Raw genomic sequence first — 16308 nt, forward strand, 5'->3', positions numbered from 1 at the left:
GCGGGCAGGCAACGCGCGGCGGAGGCGCGGGGCGGGCTCTGCCGCGCCGGCGCGGCCCTCATGCCCCGGCGGCGCGCCGCCGGCGCGCGCTACCCCATCCAGCGCAGCAGGTGCTCGAGCGCCCGGCGCTCCTCCGCGTCGGTGACCGATTTGAGCGCGCGGTTCACCTCGCCGACGGCGGCCGCCGCCAGCAGCGCGACGGCCGCGGGGTCCGGCGCGCCGCGCCCGCGCAGCCACGCGAGCGCCTCGTGCTCGGTGTTGACGACGATGTGGCACCGGCTCGCGTCGTAACGGACCGGCCGCCCCGAGCGGCTCTCGACGACGGCGCGGACCGGGGACCCCGCGAGGCCCATCCGGGCGATGGCCTCGCCGAGCGCCGCCGCGAGCGGGCTCTCGGCCGGGGCGCCGCGCCGCTCGGGCGAGGCGCCGGGCAGCGCCGCCGCCTCGCCGCCGATGAGGCCGCGGACGCTGCGCCACAGCGCGCCGACCCACGCGCGCGCGCGGCTCGAGTCGGGCGCGCCCGCGGCGGCCTCGGCGCTGGATGCGCCCGCGGGGGATCGCTCCAGGGTCATGCCCGCGGCGGCGCGCGCGCCGCGGGAGCTCGGCGGCGCTTCGGCGTTCGCCGCGAAGGCGACGGCCCCGGCGGCGACCCCGACCTCGGCCGCGCCCGCGCCGGCGCCGGTCGACGCCGGCGGCGCCGCGGGCGCGCCGAGCTCGCGCAGCGCGCCCGGGGCGGCCCGGTGGCGCAGCACCTCGACGAGCGGCGAGCCGTCGTCGAGCAGCACGAACGCCGGCGTCTCCTCCGGGAAATCGCCGTCCGCGCTCCCGCGGCGATCGGTGATCCACAGGCAGCCGCGCGCCGCGAGCTCCGCGCGGACCTCCGCCGGGCCGACGGTCTCCCCACCGGCGGTCCGCGCGGCGAGCCTGCCGCCGGAGAGGCGGCCGAGCAGGTGCAGGTTCCACAGGTACGGCGCGGCGGCCGCCTCGTCCGAGAGCTCGGCCGCCATCGAGGCCGCCGCCGCCATCGCGAGCTCCGCGACCGTTTCCCACGGCGCCGCGTGGAGCGGCCACACGAGGAGCATCCCCTCGACCGGCGCGAGCCCGCTCACGCCGCCGGCGCCCGCCCCGGAGAGCAGCGCGCGCGGCGTGAAGCCCTCGCCGGCGTCGCGGCCCTCGCCGGGGCCGCCGCCCTCGCCAGGGCCGCCGCCCTCGCCAGGGCCGCCGCCCTCGCCAGGGCCGCCGCCCTCGCCGGGGTCGCTGCCCTCGCCGGCGCCGCGGCCCTCGACGGTCGCCGCGGAGGGCGCGCCGACGAGCACCCGCGGCGCGCGGGGCCACCGCGCCGGCAGCCAGAGCGCGCCGGTCACGAACAGCGGCCGCGGCCCGCCCGTGGCGGCGTCGATCCACCGCGTCGCGAGCGCGTCCCCGGGCGGCGCGAGCCGGCCGCGCAGCCACCGGCCGGCGGCGTCGCGCACCGCCTGCCGGAGCCTCGCCGCGTCCGCGCTCGCCTTGAGCCCGTCGAAGGCGCGGTTCGGCTCGAGCGCGTCGTCGTTGACGGCCGCGCACAGCGGCCACCCGTCGCCGGCGTCGATCGCGCAGAGCGGGCGCCGCCCGACGTGCACCGCGATCCCGGCCGCGCCGGCGTGCTCCGGGGCGAGCAGGCCGATCTCGCCGTGCGCCGGCGGCGCGCCCTCCTGCGGGGCGAAGGGGAAGACGGCGAAGCACGCCGCGCGCGCGGCGTCGTCGAGGCCGACGACGGCGAGCGGCGGCGCCGCGAGGCGCTCCTCGGTCGCGCGATCGCGCGCCACGACGTCGGTGATGTCCTTGACGACCACCGCCGTCGCGAGCTGCAGCCGCTCGGGCGTGCTCAGCGCGAGCACCGGCCGCTCGTAGCGCTGCTTCGGGTAGGGCGGCGGCGTCGAGGTGCACAGCCACGTGGCGCGCGGGTTGAGCCGGAGCTCGTCGAGCGACCAGAGGGTCCCCTCGATGTCGGGGAACAGCGGCGCGCTCGCGGCGCCCGCGACCACGCGCTTGCCCTGGGCGAGCGTCCGCAGGACCGCGCGGCGCGTGTGGCTCCGGACGAACGGCGGCAGCTCGTCGAAGTGGGGCGCGAGCGAGATCAGGTAGCGGCCCGCGCCCTTCGCGAGGCGCGTCAGCAGCGCGTGCACCTCGTCCCTCGGCGGGTCCGCGGCGGAGACGCGCGCCACGATGCGCAGCGGGATCGGCAGGTCCACCTCGACGCGCCGCTCCTCGCCGCCCGGGCCGACGAGGCGGGCGTCCGACGCCGGCCCCTCGACGATCTCGATCTCGCCCTCGAGATCGCGCACGCCGAGCGCCGCGGGGCTCACCCGGAGGAGCGGGTGCGACGGCGCGCCCGGCTGCGCGAGCGGCGCGGGCGGCGCCGGCGCGGCGCCGGCGCCCGCCCGGCGCTCCTCTTGCGTCTCTTGCGTCTCTTGCGTCTCTCGCGCCCTCTCGGCGCGCTTGCGGAGGTTCTGCTCGATGGCGGCGCGGAGCCGCCGCGCCGGCACCCCGGCGGCCGCCGGGAGGACGCGGCCGCCGGCCCACCGCAGGAGCGCCGCGCGCTCCCGCGGGTCGCGGACGACGAGGGGGTGCCAGGCGAGCGTCTCGAAGCCGGGCGCCTCGTCGAGCACCGGGATCGGCGCCGGCGGCGGGTGCGTCCGGTCGACGGCCTCGAGCGAGCACGCGACCTCGTGGCCGCGCGGGTCGAGCATCGCGAGCAGCGGCAGGCGCCGGATGCGCGCCGCGAGCCCGCCGGGGCCCGCCTCGGCCGGCGTGCTCCGGGCCCGCTCCGCGAGCGCCCGCGCGCAGTCGAGGAGGTAGGCGGCGAGGCGCGCGTCCGGCCTGCCGCCGTGGCGGAGCGGATCGTCCCGCAGCCCGAGCCGCGCGCGCGCCGCCGCGTCGCCCTCGAGCGCGGCGACGATCGCCTCGCAGAGCGCGCGCTCGACCTCGTGGACCGCGGCGTCGTTGCGGGGCGACACGACGCCGTTCCACGCCCGGTTCGGCACCGCCGCGTCGTCGTCGATCGCGACGTGGGCGGGGCCGAGGAGCGGCGCGGCCTTCAGGGTGGCGAGCGGCTGCGACGCGTGGTGCCACACCTCGACCATCGCGTCGCCGGGCGTGGCGAGGGCGAGGAAGCCGGCGCCGGCGACCTCGAGGACCGGCGCGTCCGCGGCGCCCTTCGGCGCGAGCTTCTCCAGCGACGCCGCGAGCGCGCGCCGCCGCGCCGGGCCGCGCGCCTCGAGCTCGTCCTCGCCGAAGAGCCCCGGCGTGTAGGGGACGAGCTCGCACCCCGGGATCGCGGTGGCGAGCCAGTCGAGCTCGCGCTGCGAGGCGGCGAGCACGGGCCGCCGGTCGGCCGCGCGCCCCCGCGCCTCGGGCGGCGCGGTGCAGAGGCCGCCCGCCGCCCGCGCGAACGCGGCCAGGCCCTTGAGGCTCATGAGCCGGCTCGACCCGTGCAGCGGCCAGAGCCGCGCCTCCAGGAGGCCGCCGAAGCGCGACGGCGCGAGGTCATCGCCGCCGCGCCGCCCCGGCGCGCCGCGCCGCGCCTGCCTGCCGCCGGGCGCGCCGAGGCGCGGCGGGGCGCAGAACAGCGTCCCGATCGCGGCGCGCAGCGGGCCCCTCAGGCGAGCGAGCTCGCGCTCGGGCGGCGGCGCGCCCTGGTGCGCGGCCCTCGGCCCGAAGAGCCGCCGCGCCTCGGCGTCGGCCGCGGCGAGCGCGACGCCGAGCGCGTGGCGGATCGCGCGGATGAAGCGCGCGTCGCGCTCCACGCCGTCGTACCCGAACCGCGGCCGCACGCGCCCCTCCCACGCGAGCGCGATCTCCACGGGCAGGGGGACGGCGGCGGGATCGAGCGCCACGGTCTCGAGGTGCCGCCCGTCCACGAACACCCGGACCTCGGCGCCGCGGTGGGCCTCGCCGCCGTCGGCGAAGACGGCGAGCTCGCCGCGCAGGCCGTCGAGCGGCCCCTCGTCCACGTGGAAGGCGGCGCGGAAGGCGTGCTCGGGCGAGGGCGGCACCACGGGCTCGCCGGTCGCGTGCAGGAGGAACGCCCTGCGGCGCCCGGCGCCGAGCTTCGCCTGCTCGATCATCGCCTCCGTGTCGGCGAGCGGGAGCCCGGCGAGCGCGCGCTCGACGAGCCCCCCGCGGCTCCAGATCACGTCGCTGGCCCAGGGGGAGAGCTCCTCCGGGAGCCTCGCGTCGCCGCGATGGATGAACAGGGTCGTCGCGTCGTGCGCGTCGAGCGCCGCGAGCGACATCGGCCGCCCGTGCCCGTCGCGGAGCAGCGGGAGCTCGCGCGCGGCCTGCGCCTCCGGGGGCAGCCTCCCGCCCGCGCGCGCCGCCCCGGTCGCGACGCACGCGAAGGCCGCGAGCGCGTCCTCGATCCGGCCGCGGTCCTCGTCGAGGACGAGCGCGCCCTCGGGGATCGTGCCCTCGCCGCGGGCGACGGCGGTGAGCGCCGCGAGCGCGTCGAGCAGCGCGCCGCTCGCCGCCTCGCGGAGGCGCGCGCGGAGGGGCGCGTCCTCGCGCAGCGCCGAGCGCGAGGCGTTGGTGGGCAGCTCGTCCGCGTCGACGACGAGGCGGACCGGGAGCTCGACGCCCTGGTAGGGCGCCGAGGGGAACCGCGGCTCGAAGTGGAAGCGCTCGCGGACGAGCAGCACGCCGTGCTCGAGGTAGTCGACGGCGGGCAGGCCGGAGAGGGGCAGGGACGGGGGCGGGGACAGCGGCGGGACGGGAGACAGGGCGTTGGAGAGCGGCGACGAGGGCGCCGCGGGCAGGGGCGTGGCGGCGGCCGGCGCGGCCGCGAGGTCGCGGGGCGCGACGATCTCGATCGCGGCGCGGCGCGCGCCGTGCACGTGGAACGGCACGCGCACGAGCGCCGCGGGCTGGCCGCCCGGGAGGGAGCGGCGGAGCGGCTCGCCGGCGAGGGTGATCGGGATCGGGAAGTCGGCGGTGGCCGCGGCCAGGTGGGCGAGCTCCGGCGGGGTGTCGCCGGTGAGCGCCCGGCGCAGCACCGACCATCCGAGCCGCCGCCGCACCTCGACGCGCAGCCCGGCGGCGGGCATACCGGGCGGCCGCGGCACCTCGTCGCAGGCGGGGGCGGCGGCCGGCGCGAGGGCGTCGGCTGGCGCCTCGAGCAGGGCGGGCGTGAAGCGCACGCGCGTGCAGGTCGCCCCGGAGGCCTCGCCGGACGGCCCGCGGCCGGTCGTGATCAGGTCGACGCGCGCGGGGCGCAGCCCGAGCGCCGCGTTCACGCCGAGCGCGAGCAGCCGGAGCCTCCGGGACGGCGCGTCGGGCGCGGCGTTGAGCACGTGGTCGAGCAGGCGCGTGAGGACGGGCGCGTCGGGCGGCGCTCCGTCGAAGGTCACGGCGACGTCGTCGGCGTCGTACTCGAGGTCGATCCGCGTCGCGCCGCCGGCCGCGGCGGCGCGGACGAGCTCGAGCAGGTAGAGGTCCAGGTCGACGAGCAGGTGTTCCCGGAGCTTCTGGACGGCGCGGCGGGCATCGACGCGGATGGCGCCGCGGGCGACGATCCGGCTCACCGCGGGAGCCCCTTCGGCGCGCGCGCGAGCGGCGGCGGGCTCGCCGCGAGGTCGAGGAGCCGGTCGCTGTCGTCGGGGTCGAGCGGCCCCTTGGCCTCGACGAGCAGCGCGCGGGCGAGCAGGTTGCCGGCGGTCACGGGATCGACGGCGGCGCGCCTGCGCGCGAGCGCCACGGTGTCGCTGTCGACGTTGAGGTAGAGGGCGTGCCCTGGCCGGAAGCGGGCCGCGCGCCGCACCACGTCGCGCGCGGCGTGGCAGCTCCGCTCGGGCCCGCCGCGCTCGCGGGCGGGCAGGAGGATCGCGCCGCGCTCGCGGAGGGCGCCCTGGATCTGGCAGAGGCTCACGCGGGCGACCCGGTGCCGGGCGCGGGCGAGGGCGCCTTCGACCACCTGGAGCAGCGGCGCGTCGGCCGCGCGGGCGCTCTCGGGCGCCTCGTGCACGAGCAGGTAGGCCGCGCGCGCGTGCTCGATGCGCGCCGCCGGGAAGCACCGCTTGAGCAGCGCGACGGTGGCGGGGTGGTTGCACAGCACGACGGGCAGGCCGCCCTGCGCCATGGCCTCGGTCAGCGCGTCGGCCCGATCGGCGACGAGCAGCGGCTCGCGCCCTGGCGCGAGCGCCCGCAGGCCGGCGCGCGCCCGGTCGCCGGCGACGGGGCTCGCGAGCGGGAACGGGATCTCGTCGGGATCGAGCGCGGTCGGCGGCGACAGCGCCGCCTCGAGCATGGCCGCGTACGTGGCGGCGGCGCGCTCGCTGGCGGCGGCCCTCGCCGCGGCCTTGGGGAGGCGTGCGGCGAGCTTGCGGCGGAGCGGCCCTTTGACGAGCTCGCGCACGCGGGCGAGCGCCTCCCAGAAGGCGTCGTCGCGGCGCACGTTGTCGCGGCTCAGGGTGTGCTGGAGGTGGGGGCTCATCACCTTGAACCGAACGCCCGACAGCCCGCCGAAGAGCTCGTCCGTGGTCTCGAACAGGGTGAGGCCGCGGTTGTAGAAGCCGGCGAAGCTCTGGCCCTGCTCGGCGGCGGGCTCGCCGCCGGTGGGGGGTGGGAGGTGCTGGGCGCCGGCGGACGGGCCGACCACGAAGGTGGCGTCCTCCTCGACGGCGGTCACGGACACGGGGGCCGCGACGGAGAGCGGGGCGTCGATGCGCTCGACGGATGCGCGCGCGTTCCCTTCGTGGTCGGCGATGCTGAGGGCGATCTCGCACTCGGCGTGGCGGCACCAGCGGCGGAGCGCCGCCCGCGCGCGCCGCGCGTGCTCCACGAACGCCTCCCGGCTGAGCCGCTGGATCAGGGTCACGCGGGTGCCGCTGCCCTGTCGGGGGCCGGCGTCCTCGAGCTCGTAGCTCGTGTCGCTGCGCAGGTGGAGGAGCCAGGCCTGGCCGTCGCGCCACGTCTCGACGTCGACCTGCTCTGGCTGGATGGCGAACACGGAGACGAAGCCGACGCCGTATTTGCCGATCTTGCTGGGGTCGCCTTCCTTGGACGAGCTGAAGAGGGTGAGGAGCGGTCCCTCGATGTCCTCGCGGCTCATGCCGCTGCCGTCGTCGGCGACCGAGGTGGCGCAGGCGCCGGGCAGCGTCTCGACGCGCACGGAGATCTTGCGCGCGCCGGCGTCCATGCCGTTCTGCACGAGCTCGCGGAGGAAGGCGTACGGGTCGGCGAACTGCTGCACCATGTCGGCCACGGGGCCTGGGGGCGGCGCCTTCGGCGCGGCGCGGTCCTCGCGGGACGATCGGTAGGGGGCCATGGCGCGTTGCGAGGGTATCACAGGGCGGAGGTGGTCCTCGGGCGTGTCCTGGAAGGCTCATGGGGTATCCCAGGGCGGAGGTGGTCCTCGGGCGTGTTCTGGAAGACTCATGATGTCCCTTCCCGGCGCCCTGCAGATCGCCGTCGTGGCCCCGGCTTGTTCGCCTCGTCGCCGGGGCAGCAGGGATGGTCGGCGCAGCGCCGCGCCTCGCTGCCGGGGCACGAGGGATGGTCGGCGCAACGCCCCCGCTTCGCCGCCGGGGCAGCAGGGATGGTCGGCGCAACGCCCGCGCCTCGCCGCCGGGGCAGAAGGCACGCTCCTCGCTGCGTGGCCGCCTCGCCGCGGGGATGCCGGGATGTTCGCTGCGACCCATGCGCCTCGCGGCCGGGGTTGCGGGGAGGGTCGTCGCCACCACCGCGTCTCGCCGGTGGGGCTCCGGCGCGCGCGGGACGCGCGGGACGCGCGGGATGACTGACGTCTTGGACCCTGGCGCCGCCGTTCGCCGCGCGCCACCTCGCCGTCACGCTCCTTCGAGCGGCACTGTTCCGACGGCCGGGGCGGCTTGACGTTTCTGCTTGCCTTTCTACCCTCGTTCGGATGCAAAACCTCACGCTGTCAGATCTGAAGCTCGGACTCACCGACCTGTTCGACAAGCGCAAACCGGCGCTCTTGCGCACGAGCTCCGGCAAGACCTACGAGCCGATGCTCGCGAAGAAGCTGGAGGAGATCTCCGCGCTTCCTCCCGTCGTGATCGGAGGGAAGGCCCTAGCGGCGGAGCTCGAGGAGACCGACGTGGAGCACGATGGCTTCGGCAAGGCGGTCTGGTACATGACCGAGGCTTACCTCCGGCACCCGCAGGCTTCGGCGGAGACGGTCGCTGCTGCGACACGGATCCGCCGCGCGTTCATCCCCGCCCTGTCCGAGCTCAAGGCGAGCTATGCGGATGAGGCCAGGGCGGCCATCGAGCGCAAGAAGATCCTGAAGCAGCACAAGGCCGATCTCGAGCGCTTCCCCGCCGCCGGCGGAGAGACCCTCCATGACTGGATCAGCGGCTTCCTCGACGCCGGCGAGCGGCTCCACTCCATGCTCAGCGATCGCGCCGACATGAAGGAGACCTCGCGCAAGGGCGCGGGCGCGCTCCGCGCCGCAACGATAGGCCTCCTCTCCCGCCTGCGCGCAGGCATCGCCGACGAGGTAGAGCACAACCCGAAGCTGCCGCCCGACCTCGATGCCCAGGTGTTCGGCTATCTGGACGAGCTCCATGTCCCCCGCGCCGCCGCGGCCAGGGTGAAGAAGACGAAGAAGGCCGTGCCCGAGGCGCCCGCGCCGCCGGAGATTGCCTGAGCACCGGGGAGGCCGTGTACACCACTGAGCTGGCCTCCCGCCCTCGCGCGCGGGCATGGGTCCTCGATACGATCGTTGGATATCTCACCGGGGTGCGGCGCGTGTTCGAGGTCGAGTGCACCACGTCGATCTACTCCGGCCTGCTCCGGATGTCGGATCTCCTATCCCTCCAGCCGAACCTCGACATCAAGCTCTACCTGGTCGCGCCCGAGGAGCGCCGCGACAAGGTCGAGCAGGAGATCCAGCGCCCGACCTTCGCGCTGCGCGAGAAGGCGCTTCCCGAGGTGTGTGGCTTCCTGCCGTTCAACAAACTGTGCGAAACCGTCGAGGGAATCCGTAAGCTCCAGCTCGCATCGTCCCTCCAGCCCAACTTTCTCGAGAAGGTGGCGGAGTACTTCGCTCAGGAGCCCGACACCTGACGCCCCACCCTGCACGGCGGCGCCAGCTCGCGCTATCCTCCTCCTGCCGGTTTCGGCCGAGCCACGCCACGACCCGAAGGAGCCCGCCGTGCCCATCGTCCACCACGCCGTCCGCCTCTCCAGCCCGAAGGGCTTCGGCCATCGCGTGCCCCCCGCTCCGCTGGGCGTCGCCCTCCAGCAGGTCGACGTCGCGGTGCGACGCTCCGTCCTGATGGCGTTCGAGGGGCGGAGCGTCGCGGCCGGACGGCCTCGTGCATGGTTCAACGCCGCCTGCGACATCCGGCTCGTGGGCGTCGAGGGCAACGACGACACGACCTTGCACTTCGAGGCCCCGGAGCTCGGCGAGGCCGCCGAGGAGCTCTACCATCAGGCGGAGATATGGCCGTCGCGGCCTCCTCCCGGTTGGACAGGGTTCGACGTGCTCGCCGGCGTCCTCCAGGACGTCGGCGCCGGTAACCCGGACAGCGAGCGCTTCGATCGCCCCCTGCTCCAGCGCGTCGCTCATTTCGGCCGGTTGCTCGAGGGCGGCTTCGACGCGCTTCGGGTCGAGGAGCACCGGACCGGCGCTCCCGGCGAGGCCGTGCTCGACCGAGCTACGGTCGAGACGGCGAGGAAGCTCAGCGCATCCACGCCAAGAGCCCAGGCCGTGCGCATCGCTGGCCTGCTCGACATGGTCCGGATGAGCACCCAGTCCTTCGCGATCAAGCTCGACAGCGGAGAGGAGATCCGGGGCGTGCTCGCTGGGGGGAGCGTCGAGGCCGCCCGCGAGCTCCTCAGCCGTCGCGTCCTGGTCCACGGCCGGGCAGTGTACCGCCCTTCGGGTCGTATCCTTCGGCTCGACGCCGAGCGGATCGAAGATGGGGAGGGGATCTCCGGCTTCTGGTCGAAGGTCCCGAAGCCCATCTTCGGTCGTCGCAGGGAGCCGCGAGCGCTCTACAGACCGCAGACCGCGACGTCCGGCGTCAACGCGATCTTCGGGAAGTGGCCGGGCGACGAGACGGACGAGGAGTTCGACCAGGCCATCAAAGAGCTCTCATGACTGGGCTCGTTCTGCTCGATACTGTGGTCGTCCTCCATCTCGTACGAGGGAACGAGACCGGCAGGGCGATCGATGCAGCGATGCGCCTCGGCAAGCGCGCGGAGCGCCCGCTGATCTCCGTCGTCACGGTCGGCGAGGCGCTCGCGTTTGCGCAGTACCGCGGCTGGGGCGAAGACAAGACAGAACGTCTCCGAGCTCTCCTCGGGCAGCTCGTGCCGATCGATATCCACGATGAGGCCGTGTTCGAAGCCTACGCCGCGATGCATACATACCTGGTGCGAAAGGGAAAGAAGCTGTCCGATAACGATATCTGGATCGCGGCATGCGCTCGGGCAGCATCCGCTACCCTGATCACGACGGACAAGGACTTCGACCCACTTCACGGCGAGTTCATCCAGCGCGTCTGCTTCGAGTGAAAGACAAGGTCCCCTGAACGTGTCGAACCCCTCCGCTCAAATCGTCCAGAAGCTCTGGTCCTGCTGCAACGTCCTGCGCGACGACGGCCTGTCCTACGGCGACTACGTCCGATCTGCCGATCAAACCAATCCTCGATGAGCTCTCACGTTCCTGTGACCGCCAAATCCCCCGCGCCCCTCACCACCCCTGCGCCGCTCCTGCCCACGCAACTCGCTCTCCGCCGCTCTCCGCCGCTCTCCCCGTAACGCGCCGCTGAGCCGGCCCGCTTTCTCGCCGCGTAAGGCGGCACGCTGATGCCGCGCGCATTCTCATCGCAATCGCATCGCGCCGACCCGGGAAACCCTTCCCCCGCGCGCTTCGTCCACGGTATAATTTAGCTTCTTGCCCTCGAGGAGATGTGAGCCTGATGGAATCTGCCCCCAGCGCGTTACTCGGCGAGCTCTTCGCCCGTTCTCCCGATCTGCTCTTCATCGCCTCGGCCGACGGGGCGCTGCTCCACGGCAGCGGCGGGCTGCGCGACGCGCTGGGCCCCGGGGTCGAGGGCGGCGCGCTCCTCGCGGATCTCGCGCACCCGGACGATCGCGCGGCGCTCGCGGCGGCGTGGTCGGCGCTCCTCCAGCGCGGCGAGCCCGTCTCGTTCGACGTGCGCCTGCGCGACGGCGGCGGCGCCTACCGGCCGCTCTCGTGCACCGCCAGCCGGTCGTCGTCCGATCGCGGCGCCGTCCTCGGCTCGCTCCGCCCCGCGGCCGCGCCCGCGGCGACCGAGGAGGAGCTGAGCACGCTGCGGCTCAAGGCGCGCATCCTCGACGGCATCGCCGAGCACGTGGAACCCATCGCGATATGGGCGACCGACGGCGACGGGACGTACGTCTATCACCAGGGCAAGGCCGTCACGAAGACCGGGTTGACACCGGGGCAGCACCTCGGGCGCAGCCTGTTCGACCTCTATGCCGCCTCCCCGGACGCCGCCGCTGAGATGCGGCAATGGTACGACGGCCAGGTGCGCCACGGCCGAAGCGAGGCGCACGGCACCTACTGGGACACCTGGCTCATCCCGCTCCGCAGCGCGCCCGGCGAGCGCGTCGACGGCGTGCTCGGGATCTCGCTCGACGTGTCGGACTCCAAGAACGTCGAGAACGAGCTGCGCATTCAGCTCGACCGGATCGCGGCGCAGCAGAAGGTGATTCGCGATCTCTCCACGCCCATCATCGAGGTCTGGGACGGCGTGCTCACGCTGCCCATGGTCGGCACCGTCGACAGCATGCGCACCGCCGAGGTCATGGACAGCCTGCTCCAGCAGATCGTCGAGAAGCGTGCGAGCTTCGCCATCCTCGACCTCACCGGCGTCGAGGTCGTCGACACCAAGGTCGCCTCCCACCTCGTCGAGCTCGTCACCGCGATCCGGCTCCTCGGCGCCGACGGCATCGTCGCCGGCATCAAGCCGACCGTCGCCCAGACCATGGTCGCCCTCGGCCTCGACCTCTCCCAGCTCAACACGCAACGCAACCTGCGCGCCGCCCTCAACTACGCCATCCGGACCATGACCCGCGCCCAGGCCGCCTCGCTCGCGCCGAGCCACCCGGCGCCCGGCAAGACGCCGTCCCCCTGAACGCCCTCCCGGCGCGCGGCCGCGCCGCCCCGCGCCCAGCCGCGCCGCCCCCACGCGCGGCGCGCCGCCCCGGGCCCGCGCAGGGGCGCGCCTCGCCCGGGGCGCCGCGCGCGGCTCACTCGTCCACGAGATCGAAGACGATGCCCCCCTGCGTCTTGATCCGGTGGGTCGACCGGTTGGCGCTGTTCACCGGAGAGGGCGTCAGCGGGTTGGGCGCGGCGCCGACGATCACCGGACGATCGGGATCGCCGTTCACGAAGGCGATGAGCACCTCGGTCCCCGGCTTGAGCGGGAAATGCGTGCCGTAGTTCGCGCCGGCGTGGTTCTGGAGCATGCGCACCGGCCTCGACGTCAGGCCCCCGGCCGCCCCCGTGTCGAACAGGAACCGGACCATGTACCTGCCCTGATCGTCGATCTGCGCGTCGTTGCCCCCGCCGCCCGGCCCCGCGTCGACGATCCCCGTGACCACGCCGCTGATCCGAGGGACCGGCGTGACGCGCGGCGGTCGATACGTGTTCTTGCTCGGGATCGCCCGGAAGGTGTTCACGTAGCGCTGGGGCGCCTCGCCCCCGCCCCAGCCGCCGGCGGGCTGCGTCGCCTGGTGCTCCACCTCGACGAAGAGCAGCTCGAGCCCCTCGAGGTTCGGGTGCCCCTCCAGCGTCGACCGCGCGCCCGCGCCGATCCCGCACACGGCGCTCCTGCCCGTGTAGACGAGCTGCGTCGCCTGCCGCTCCTCGGCCCGGATCTGCGCCAGCACCTTCCCCTCCGCCGGCGTCTTGTAGTGCCCGCCGAACTCGATCACGCCCCCCGCATACCCGGCGGGCAGGACGTGCTCCGACGTCAGATCGAGCATCGGTTGCCGGTAGTTGTAGTCGCGGGCCACGAACACGCTCGGCACGAGCCGCGATGTCGCCGCGATCTCGAAGACGTCACGGGTCTCCCCCCGCTCGCGGAACTGGACGGACGCGGCGGCCCCGGCCGCGGGCTTGAACCCGCTGGCGTCGTCGGTGAAGACCATCGTGTCCTGACCGTCCTGGTGCTCGAAGAAGAAGCTGATCCCGACGTGCTCGGCCAGGCGGCAGATGAAGGCGAAATCGGTCTCCTGGTACTGCACCGAGAACTCCCGCTGCGGATAGCTGCCCATCAGCCGGAAGTCCACGTCGCTCCCGCTCAGGCCCACGAGCTCCAGCTTCTGCTTGATGATCTCCGGCACCGCCTTGTTCATCGAGATCTCGGTGGTCTCGACCAGCGTGAGCCGGTGCGCGCGCGGGACGATGCGCAGCCGGTACGCCCGGTGGTCGAGCAGCGTCGCGAGGCGATCGTGCACCTCGGCGACCATCCCGTGGATGCGCCGCAGCTCGACGCCGTCCCGCTCGAAGATGAGCGCGACGCTCTCGCCCGCGAATGCCTGGCCGTCGACCGCCGCCTCGTTCGGGCACGCGACCTCGACGTCGAACGCGAACAGCTGCGAGATCGCCTCGCGCCCCGAGAGGCTGTTGAGCTGGAGGACGTCGGACGACAAGCCGGCGAGCTCGATGCGAATGTCTACGGATTCGTGCTGGGTGGTCATCGTCGCAGCTCCATCCATCGTGCTGTGGGAGAGGATCTCCCGCCTCGGTGCGCCGCCCGCCAGGGCGCCCGGCGCGCCCGTCGAGGCGGGCCTTGCGGGCTATCGTTTGCGCTCGAACCGTTCGTAAAGGCTCCTCCTCAATGCGGGGGACGGGGTCGGCAGCGACGGGCGCTCCGGCGGCGGGGGCGGCGGCCGCCGGGGCGGCGGGGCCGCCGGCGGCTCGTCCGGCTCGAACGACCGCGCGGGCGAGGCGCTGATCACCGGCTGCGGCGGAGGCGACGGCTCCGGCAGCGCGGGCGCCGGAGGCGGCGGCTCCGCGGCGGGCAGGAGCTCCGGGGACGACGGCTCCGGGATCCGCGCGAGCGAGGGCTCCGCCGCGGCCGCGGGCTCCGGATCGAGCGACGGCGCCGCGGGGACGGCGCCGCCGGGCGCGTCGGCGCGCGGCTCCCAGTCGTCCTCGAACGAGAGCGCGAGCGTGCCCGAGCCCATGCGCTCGTCGGCCGCGACCGGCTCCCGGGCGAGCATCGACGGAGGCAGCCCGGCGCCCGGGGGCGCCGGCTGGAACGGGAGCGCCGGCGCGTCCGCCGCGTCGTCGGCCTCGGACAGCAAGGCCAGCGTCGTGAGGGGAGACCCCGCCGGGGCGTCCTCCGCCGAGGAGAGCGAGAGGGTCCCGGTGTCGAACCGGGGCGCCGGCGCCCCCGCGCCCGCGGCGTGCCCGGCGGTGTCGCCGGGGGGAGGTCCGTCGCGGAACGGCGTCGCCGCCCGGACGAAGGCCGCGACGCCGTCCTCCGCGAGGCTCATCGTGCGCGACCCGGCGGCCGGATCGGCCTGGGTGGCGCCGAGGACGCCGTCGTCCGGGCCGAGCGCGCGGCCGGCCGCGTCGGCCGCCCGGGCGAGGCCGGGGCCCGCGGCGCCCGCCTCGGCGGGCCGCTCGGGCCACTCTAGCGGCTCCCCGGGGAGCTCGACCCCCGCCACGATGGCGGCCGCCGCGAGCGCGGCCTCGTCGGGGACGGCGAAGCTGCCCCGGAAGACGAGGGTGCACCGCTGCTCGTCGCCGTCGATGCGCAGCGTGTCCGCGTGCAGATCGAGCGGCTGGCCCTCGCTCACGCCGAAGGCCGAGAGGCCGTGGATGCGCGCGCGGCCGCGCGCCTCGGGCAGCCGCATCCGGAGGCGCGGCAGCGTGGGGTGCAGCCCCGTGAGCTCGATCCATTCGCCGCCGCGCAGGGGGCGCGTCCGCTGATCGGGGGGCGCGGCCTGGTAATACGCCCACGCGAAGGCGTCGGGGATGTCGGCGATGGGGGCGTCGAGCGCCTTGCGCGGGGTGGCGCCGAGCAGCCGCCTGCGCGCCGGCCAGGCGCGCGCGATCGGGCCGAAGCCGGCGGCGCGCGCCGGATGGAGCGGATCGAGGATGTTCGCCTCGGGATCGGACGGGTCGCCGGTCGCCTGAACGCCGAGGAAGTTCTCGTGATCGCTCTCGCCGCGGAGCGCCCGCTCGTACACGATCGGCATCCGCTGGAACCCGGCCCTGTCCTGGACGAGGAGCTCCTTGTCGAGGAGGACCTCGCCCTCGTCGGAGATCGTGAGTCGCACAGGCAGGGAGTGCACGGGCGCGCCCGGCGGCGGCGCGTGGGCGTGGCCGGTGAAGAGCACGTCGGCCTGGTCGAGGCGCGGCGCCAGATCGCTCGTGAGCCTGACGCTCCGGCCCGGGTTGTTGCCGTGGTGCACCTCCCCGTGGAGGATCTTCTGCGGCTCGACCCTCGGCATCTCCGCGTCCGCCGCGAAGGCGAAGGTGGCCTTGACGATCACGGTGATGCGGAGCTCGCCCCGGTGACGCCAGGCCACCGAGGTCGCCGCGGCTCCGTTCAGCGGCGTGACCCTCTCCGGCGCCGTCGCACTGTTCGCCATTCCACGGGTGTATAGCACAGCCGCCGTCGCGCCCCCGGCCGAACGCGCGCCGCGCCGGGCCGATCTGCCGGCGGTGCGCGCGCGGCGGCCCTGCTGTAGGGCGCCGCGCGGGTCGGCGGCTGCGCCCGAGAGGGTCGATGGCGCGCCGCGAGGGTCGGTGGCGGCGCCCGAGAGGGTCGTTGTCGCCATAACGAATGGCTGGGGGCGAGCGCCGTATCGGCCGCTGCGCGGGGCGGCGGCGCGCAGAAACTTGCGGCCGCCCTGCGCCCATGCGACCCACTGCGATCATGAAGCTGGCTGGAACCGCTCGCGCGCTGGCGGCGCTCGCCGTCCTCGTCATGATTGGCTCGTTCGGCTGCGACACGGTGGCCACGCTCGTCGCGCCCGCAGTCCCGGTGGTCATCGAGAAGGCGACCGCGCCCGGGGACCCGGCCGCGCCCCAGGATCCGGCCGCCGCGCCCGAGCCGCCCGAGAGCCGGAAATGCTGCTTCCGGAGCGGCGACAGCGTCGCGAAGGTGTGCGAGAGCAAGGAGCGCTGCTGCTCGGGCAGGTACGACCGCAGCGAGTGCGAGGATTCTGGCGGCCTCTGGTTCCAGAGCGCCGACGGCTGCGCCGGCGCCTGCTGAGGCGCGCTGGCGGCCACACCGCCGCGCCGGGAACCGGGCGTCCGCGCCGGGAGGCGATCGCGCCAGGAAGGCTGGCGCC

At 75.4% G+C, this 16308-nt stretch carries 10 protein-coding genes; 6 read left to right on the forward strand and 4 right to left on the reverse strand.

Annotation, left to right across the window (positions count from 1 at the left end):
* Positions 1–89 precede the first annotated feature (89 nt).
* Both WMF33_RS46945 and WMF33_RS46950 read right to left on the reverse strand, forming a co-directional pair.
* Entirely contained in the window at positions 90–5558 is a 5469-nt protein-coding gene (locus tag WMF33_RS46945) for a hypothetical protein (protein ID WP_437334657.1), read from the reverse strand.
* Positions 5555–7300: an ATP-binding protein gene (locus tag WMF33_RS46950; protein WP_437334658.1), complete on the reverse strand. Its 1746-nt coding sequence runs from the start codon at positions 7298–7300 to the stop codon at positions 5555–5557. The genes WMF33_RS46945 and WMF33_RS46950 overlap by 4 nt, the downstream gene beginning before the upstream one ends.
* Positions 7301–7897: 597 nt before the next feature.
* On the opposite strand from WMF33_RS46950, the gene WMF33_RS46955 reads away from it, so the two are divergent.
* The 5 genes from WMF33_RS46955 (at position 7898) to WMF33_RS46975 (ending at position 12128) form a co-directional block, all read left to right on the forward strand.
* Positions 7898–8644 (forward strand): hypothetical protein, encoded by a 747-nt coding sequence (locus WMF33_RS46955; protein WP_437334659.1) that lies wholly within the window; start codon positions 7898–7900, stop codon positions 8642–8644.
* A gap of 14 nt (positions 8645–8658) precedes the next feature.
* Positions 8659–9063 (forward strand): hypothetical protein, encoded by a 405-nt coding sequence (locus WMF33_RS46960; RefSeq protein ID WP_437334660.1) that lies wholly within the window; start codon positions 8659–8661, stop codon positions 9061–9063.
* 88 nt (positions 9064–9151) lie between these two features.
* Complete coding sequence (locus WMF33_RS46965; RefSeq protein WP_437334661.1) at positions 9152–10102, forward strand: hypothetical protein; 951 nt, start codon at positions 9152–9154, stop codon at positions 10100–10102.
* Complete coding sequence (locus WMF33_RS46970) at positions 10099–10518, forward strand: PIN domain-containing protein (protein WP_437334662.1); 420 nt, start codon at positions 10099–10101, stop codon at positions 10516–10518. The genes WMF33_RS46965 and WMF33_RS46970 overlap by 4 nt, the downstream gene beginning before the upstream one ends.
* 407 nt (positions 10519–10925) lie before the next feature.
* A complete protein-coding gene (locus WMF33_RS46975) occupies positions 10926–12128 on the forward strand; it encodes a PAS domain-containing protein (protein WP_437334663.1) in 1203 nt (400 codons plus the stop codon).
* A gap of 115 nt (positions 12129–12243) precedes the next feature.
* Here WMF33_RS46975 and WMF33_RS46980 read toward each other — a convergent pair whose 3' ends face one another.
* Together WMF33_RS46980 and WMF33_RS46985 are read right to left on the reverse strand one after the other, a co-directional pair.
* Positions 12244–13698, reverse strand: a complete 1455-nt coding sequence (locus WMF33_RS46980; RefSeq protein WP_437334664.1) for a type VI secretion system Vgr family protein — start codon at positions 13696–13698, stop codon at positions 12244–12246.
* A gap of 99 nt (positions 13699–13797) precedes the next feature.
* Positions 13798–15603: a DUF2169 family type VI secretion system accessory protein gene (locus WMF33_RS46985; RefSeq protein WP_437334665.1), complete on the reverse strand. Its 1806-nt coding sequence runs from the start codon at positions 15601–15603 to the stop codon at positions 13798–13800.
* 287 nt (positions 15604–15890) lie between these two features.
* Here WMF33_RS46985 and WMF33_RS46990 point away from each other — a divergent pair, with 287 nt between their 5' ends.
* Positions 15891–16229, forward strand: coding sequence for a hypothetical protein (locus tag WMF33_RS46990; RefSeq protein ID WP_061627189.1), 339 nt, complete (start codon positions 15891–15893; stop codon positions 16227–16229).
* Positions 16230–16308: the final 79 nt, after the last annotated feature.

The organism is Sorangium sp. So ce394 (genome assembly GCF_051474665.1).
GTDB classification, from domain to species: domain Bacteria; phylum Myxococcota_A; class Polyangia; order Polyangiales; family Polyangiaceae; genus Sorangium; species Sorangium cellulosum_D.

Bases quoted from the DNA above. Each gene is read 5' to 3' on its own strand.
- WMF33_RS46950 (WP_437334658.1), bottom strand. From the start codon at position 7,300: ATGGCCCCCTACCGATCGTCCCGCGAGGACCGCGCCGCGCCGAAGGCG.
- WMF33_RS46955 (WP_437334659.1), top strand. From the start codon at position 7,898: ATGCAAAACCTCACGCTGTCAGATCTGAAGCTCGGACTCACCGACCTG.
- WMF33_RS46970 (WP_437334662.1), top strand. From the start codon at position 10,099: ATGACTGGGCTCGTTCTGCTCGATACTGTGGTCGTCCTCCATCTCGTA.
- WMF33_RS46975 (WP_437334663.1), top strand. From the start codon at position 10,926: ATGGAATCTGCCCCCAGCGCGTTACTCGGCGAGCTCTTCGCCCGTTCT.
- WMF33_RS46980 (WP_437334664.1), bottom strand. From the start codon at position 13,698: ATGACCACCCAGCACGAATCCGTAGACATTCGCATCGAGCTCGCCGGC.
- WMF33_RS46985 (WP_437334665.1), bottom strand. From the start codon at position 15,603: ATGGCGAACAGTGCGACGGCGCCGGAGAGGGTCACGCCGCTGAACGGA.
- WMF33_RS46990 (WP_061627189.1), top strand. From the start codon at position 15,891: ATGAAGCTGGCTGGAACCGCTCGCGCGCTGGCGGCGCTCGCCGTCCTC.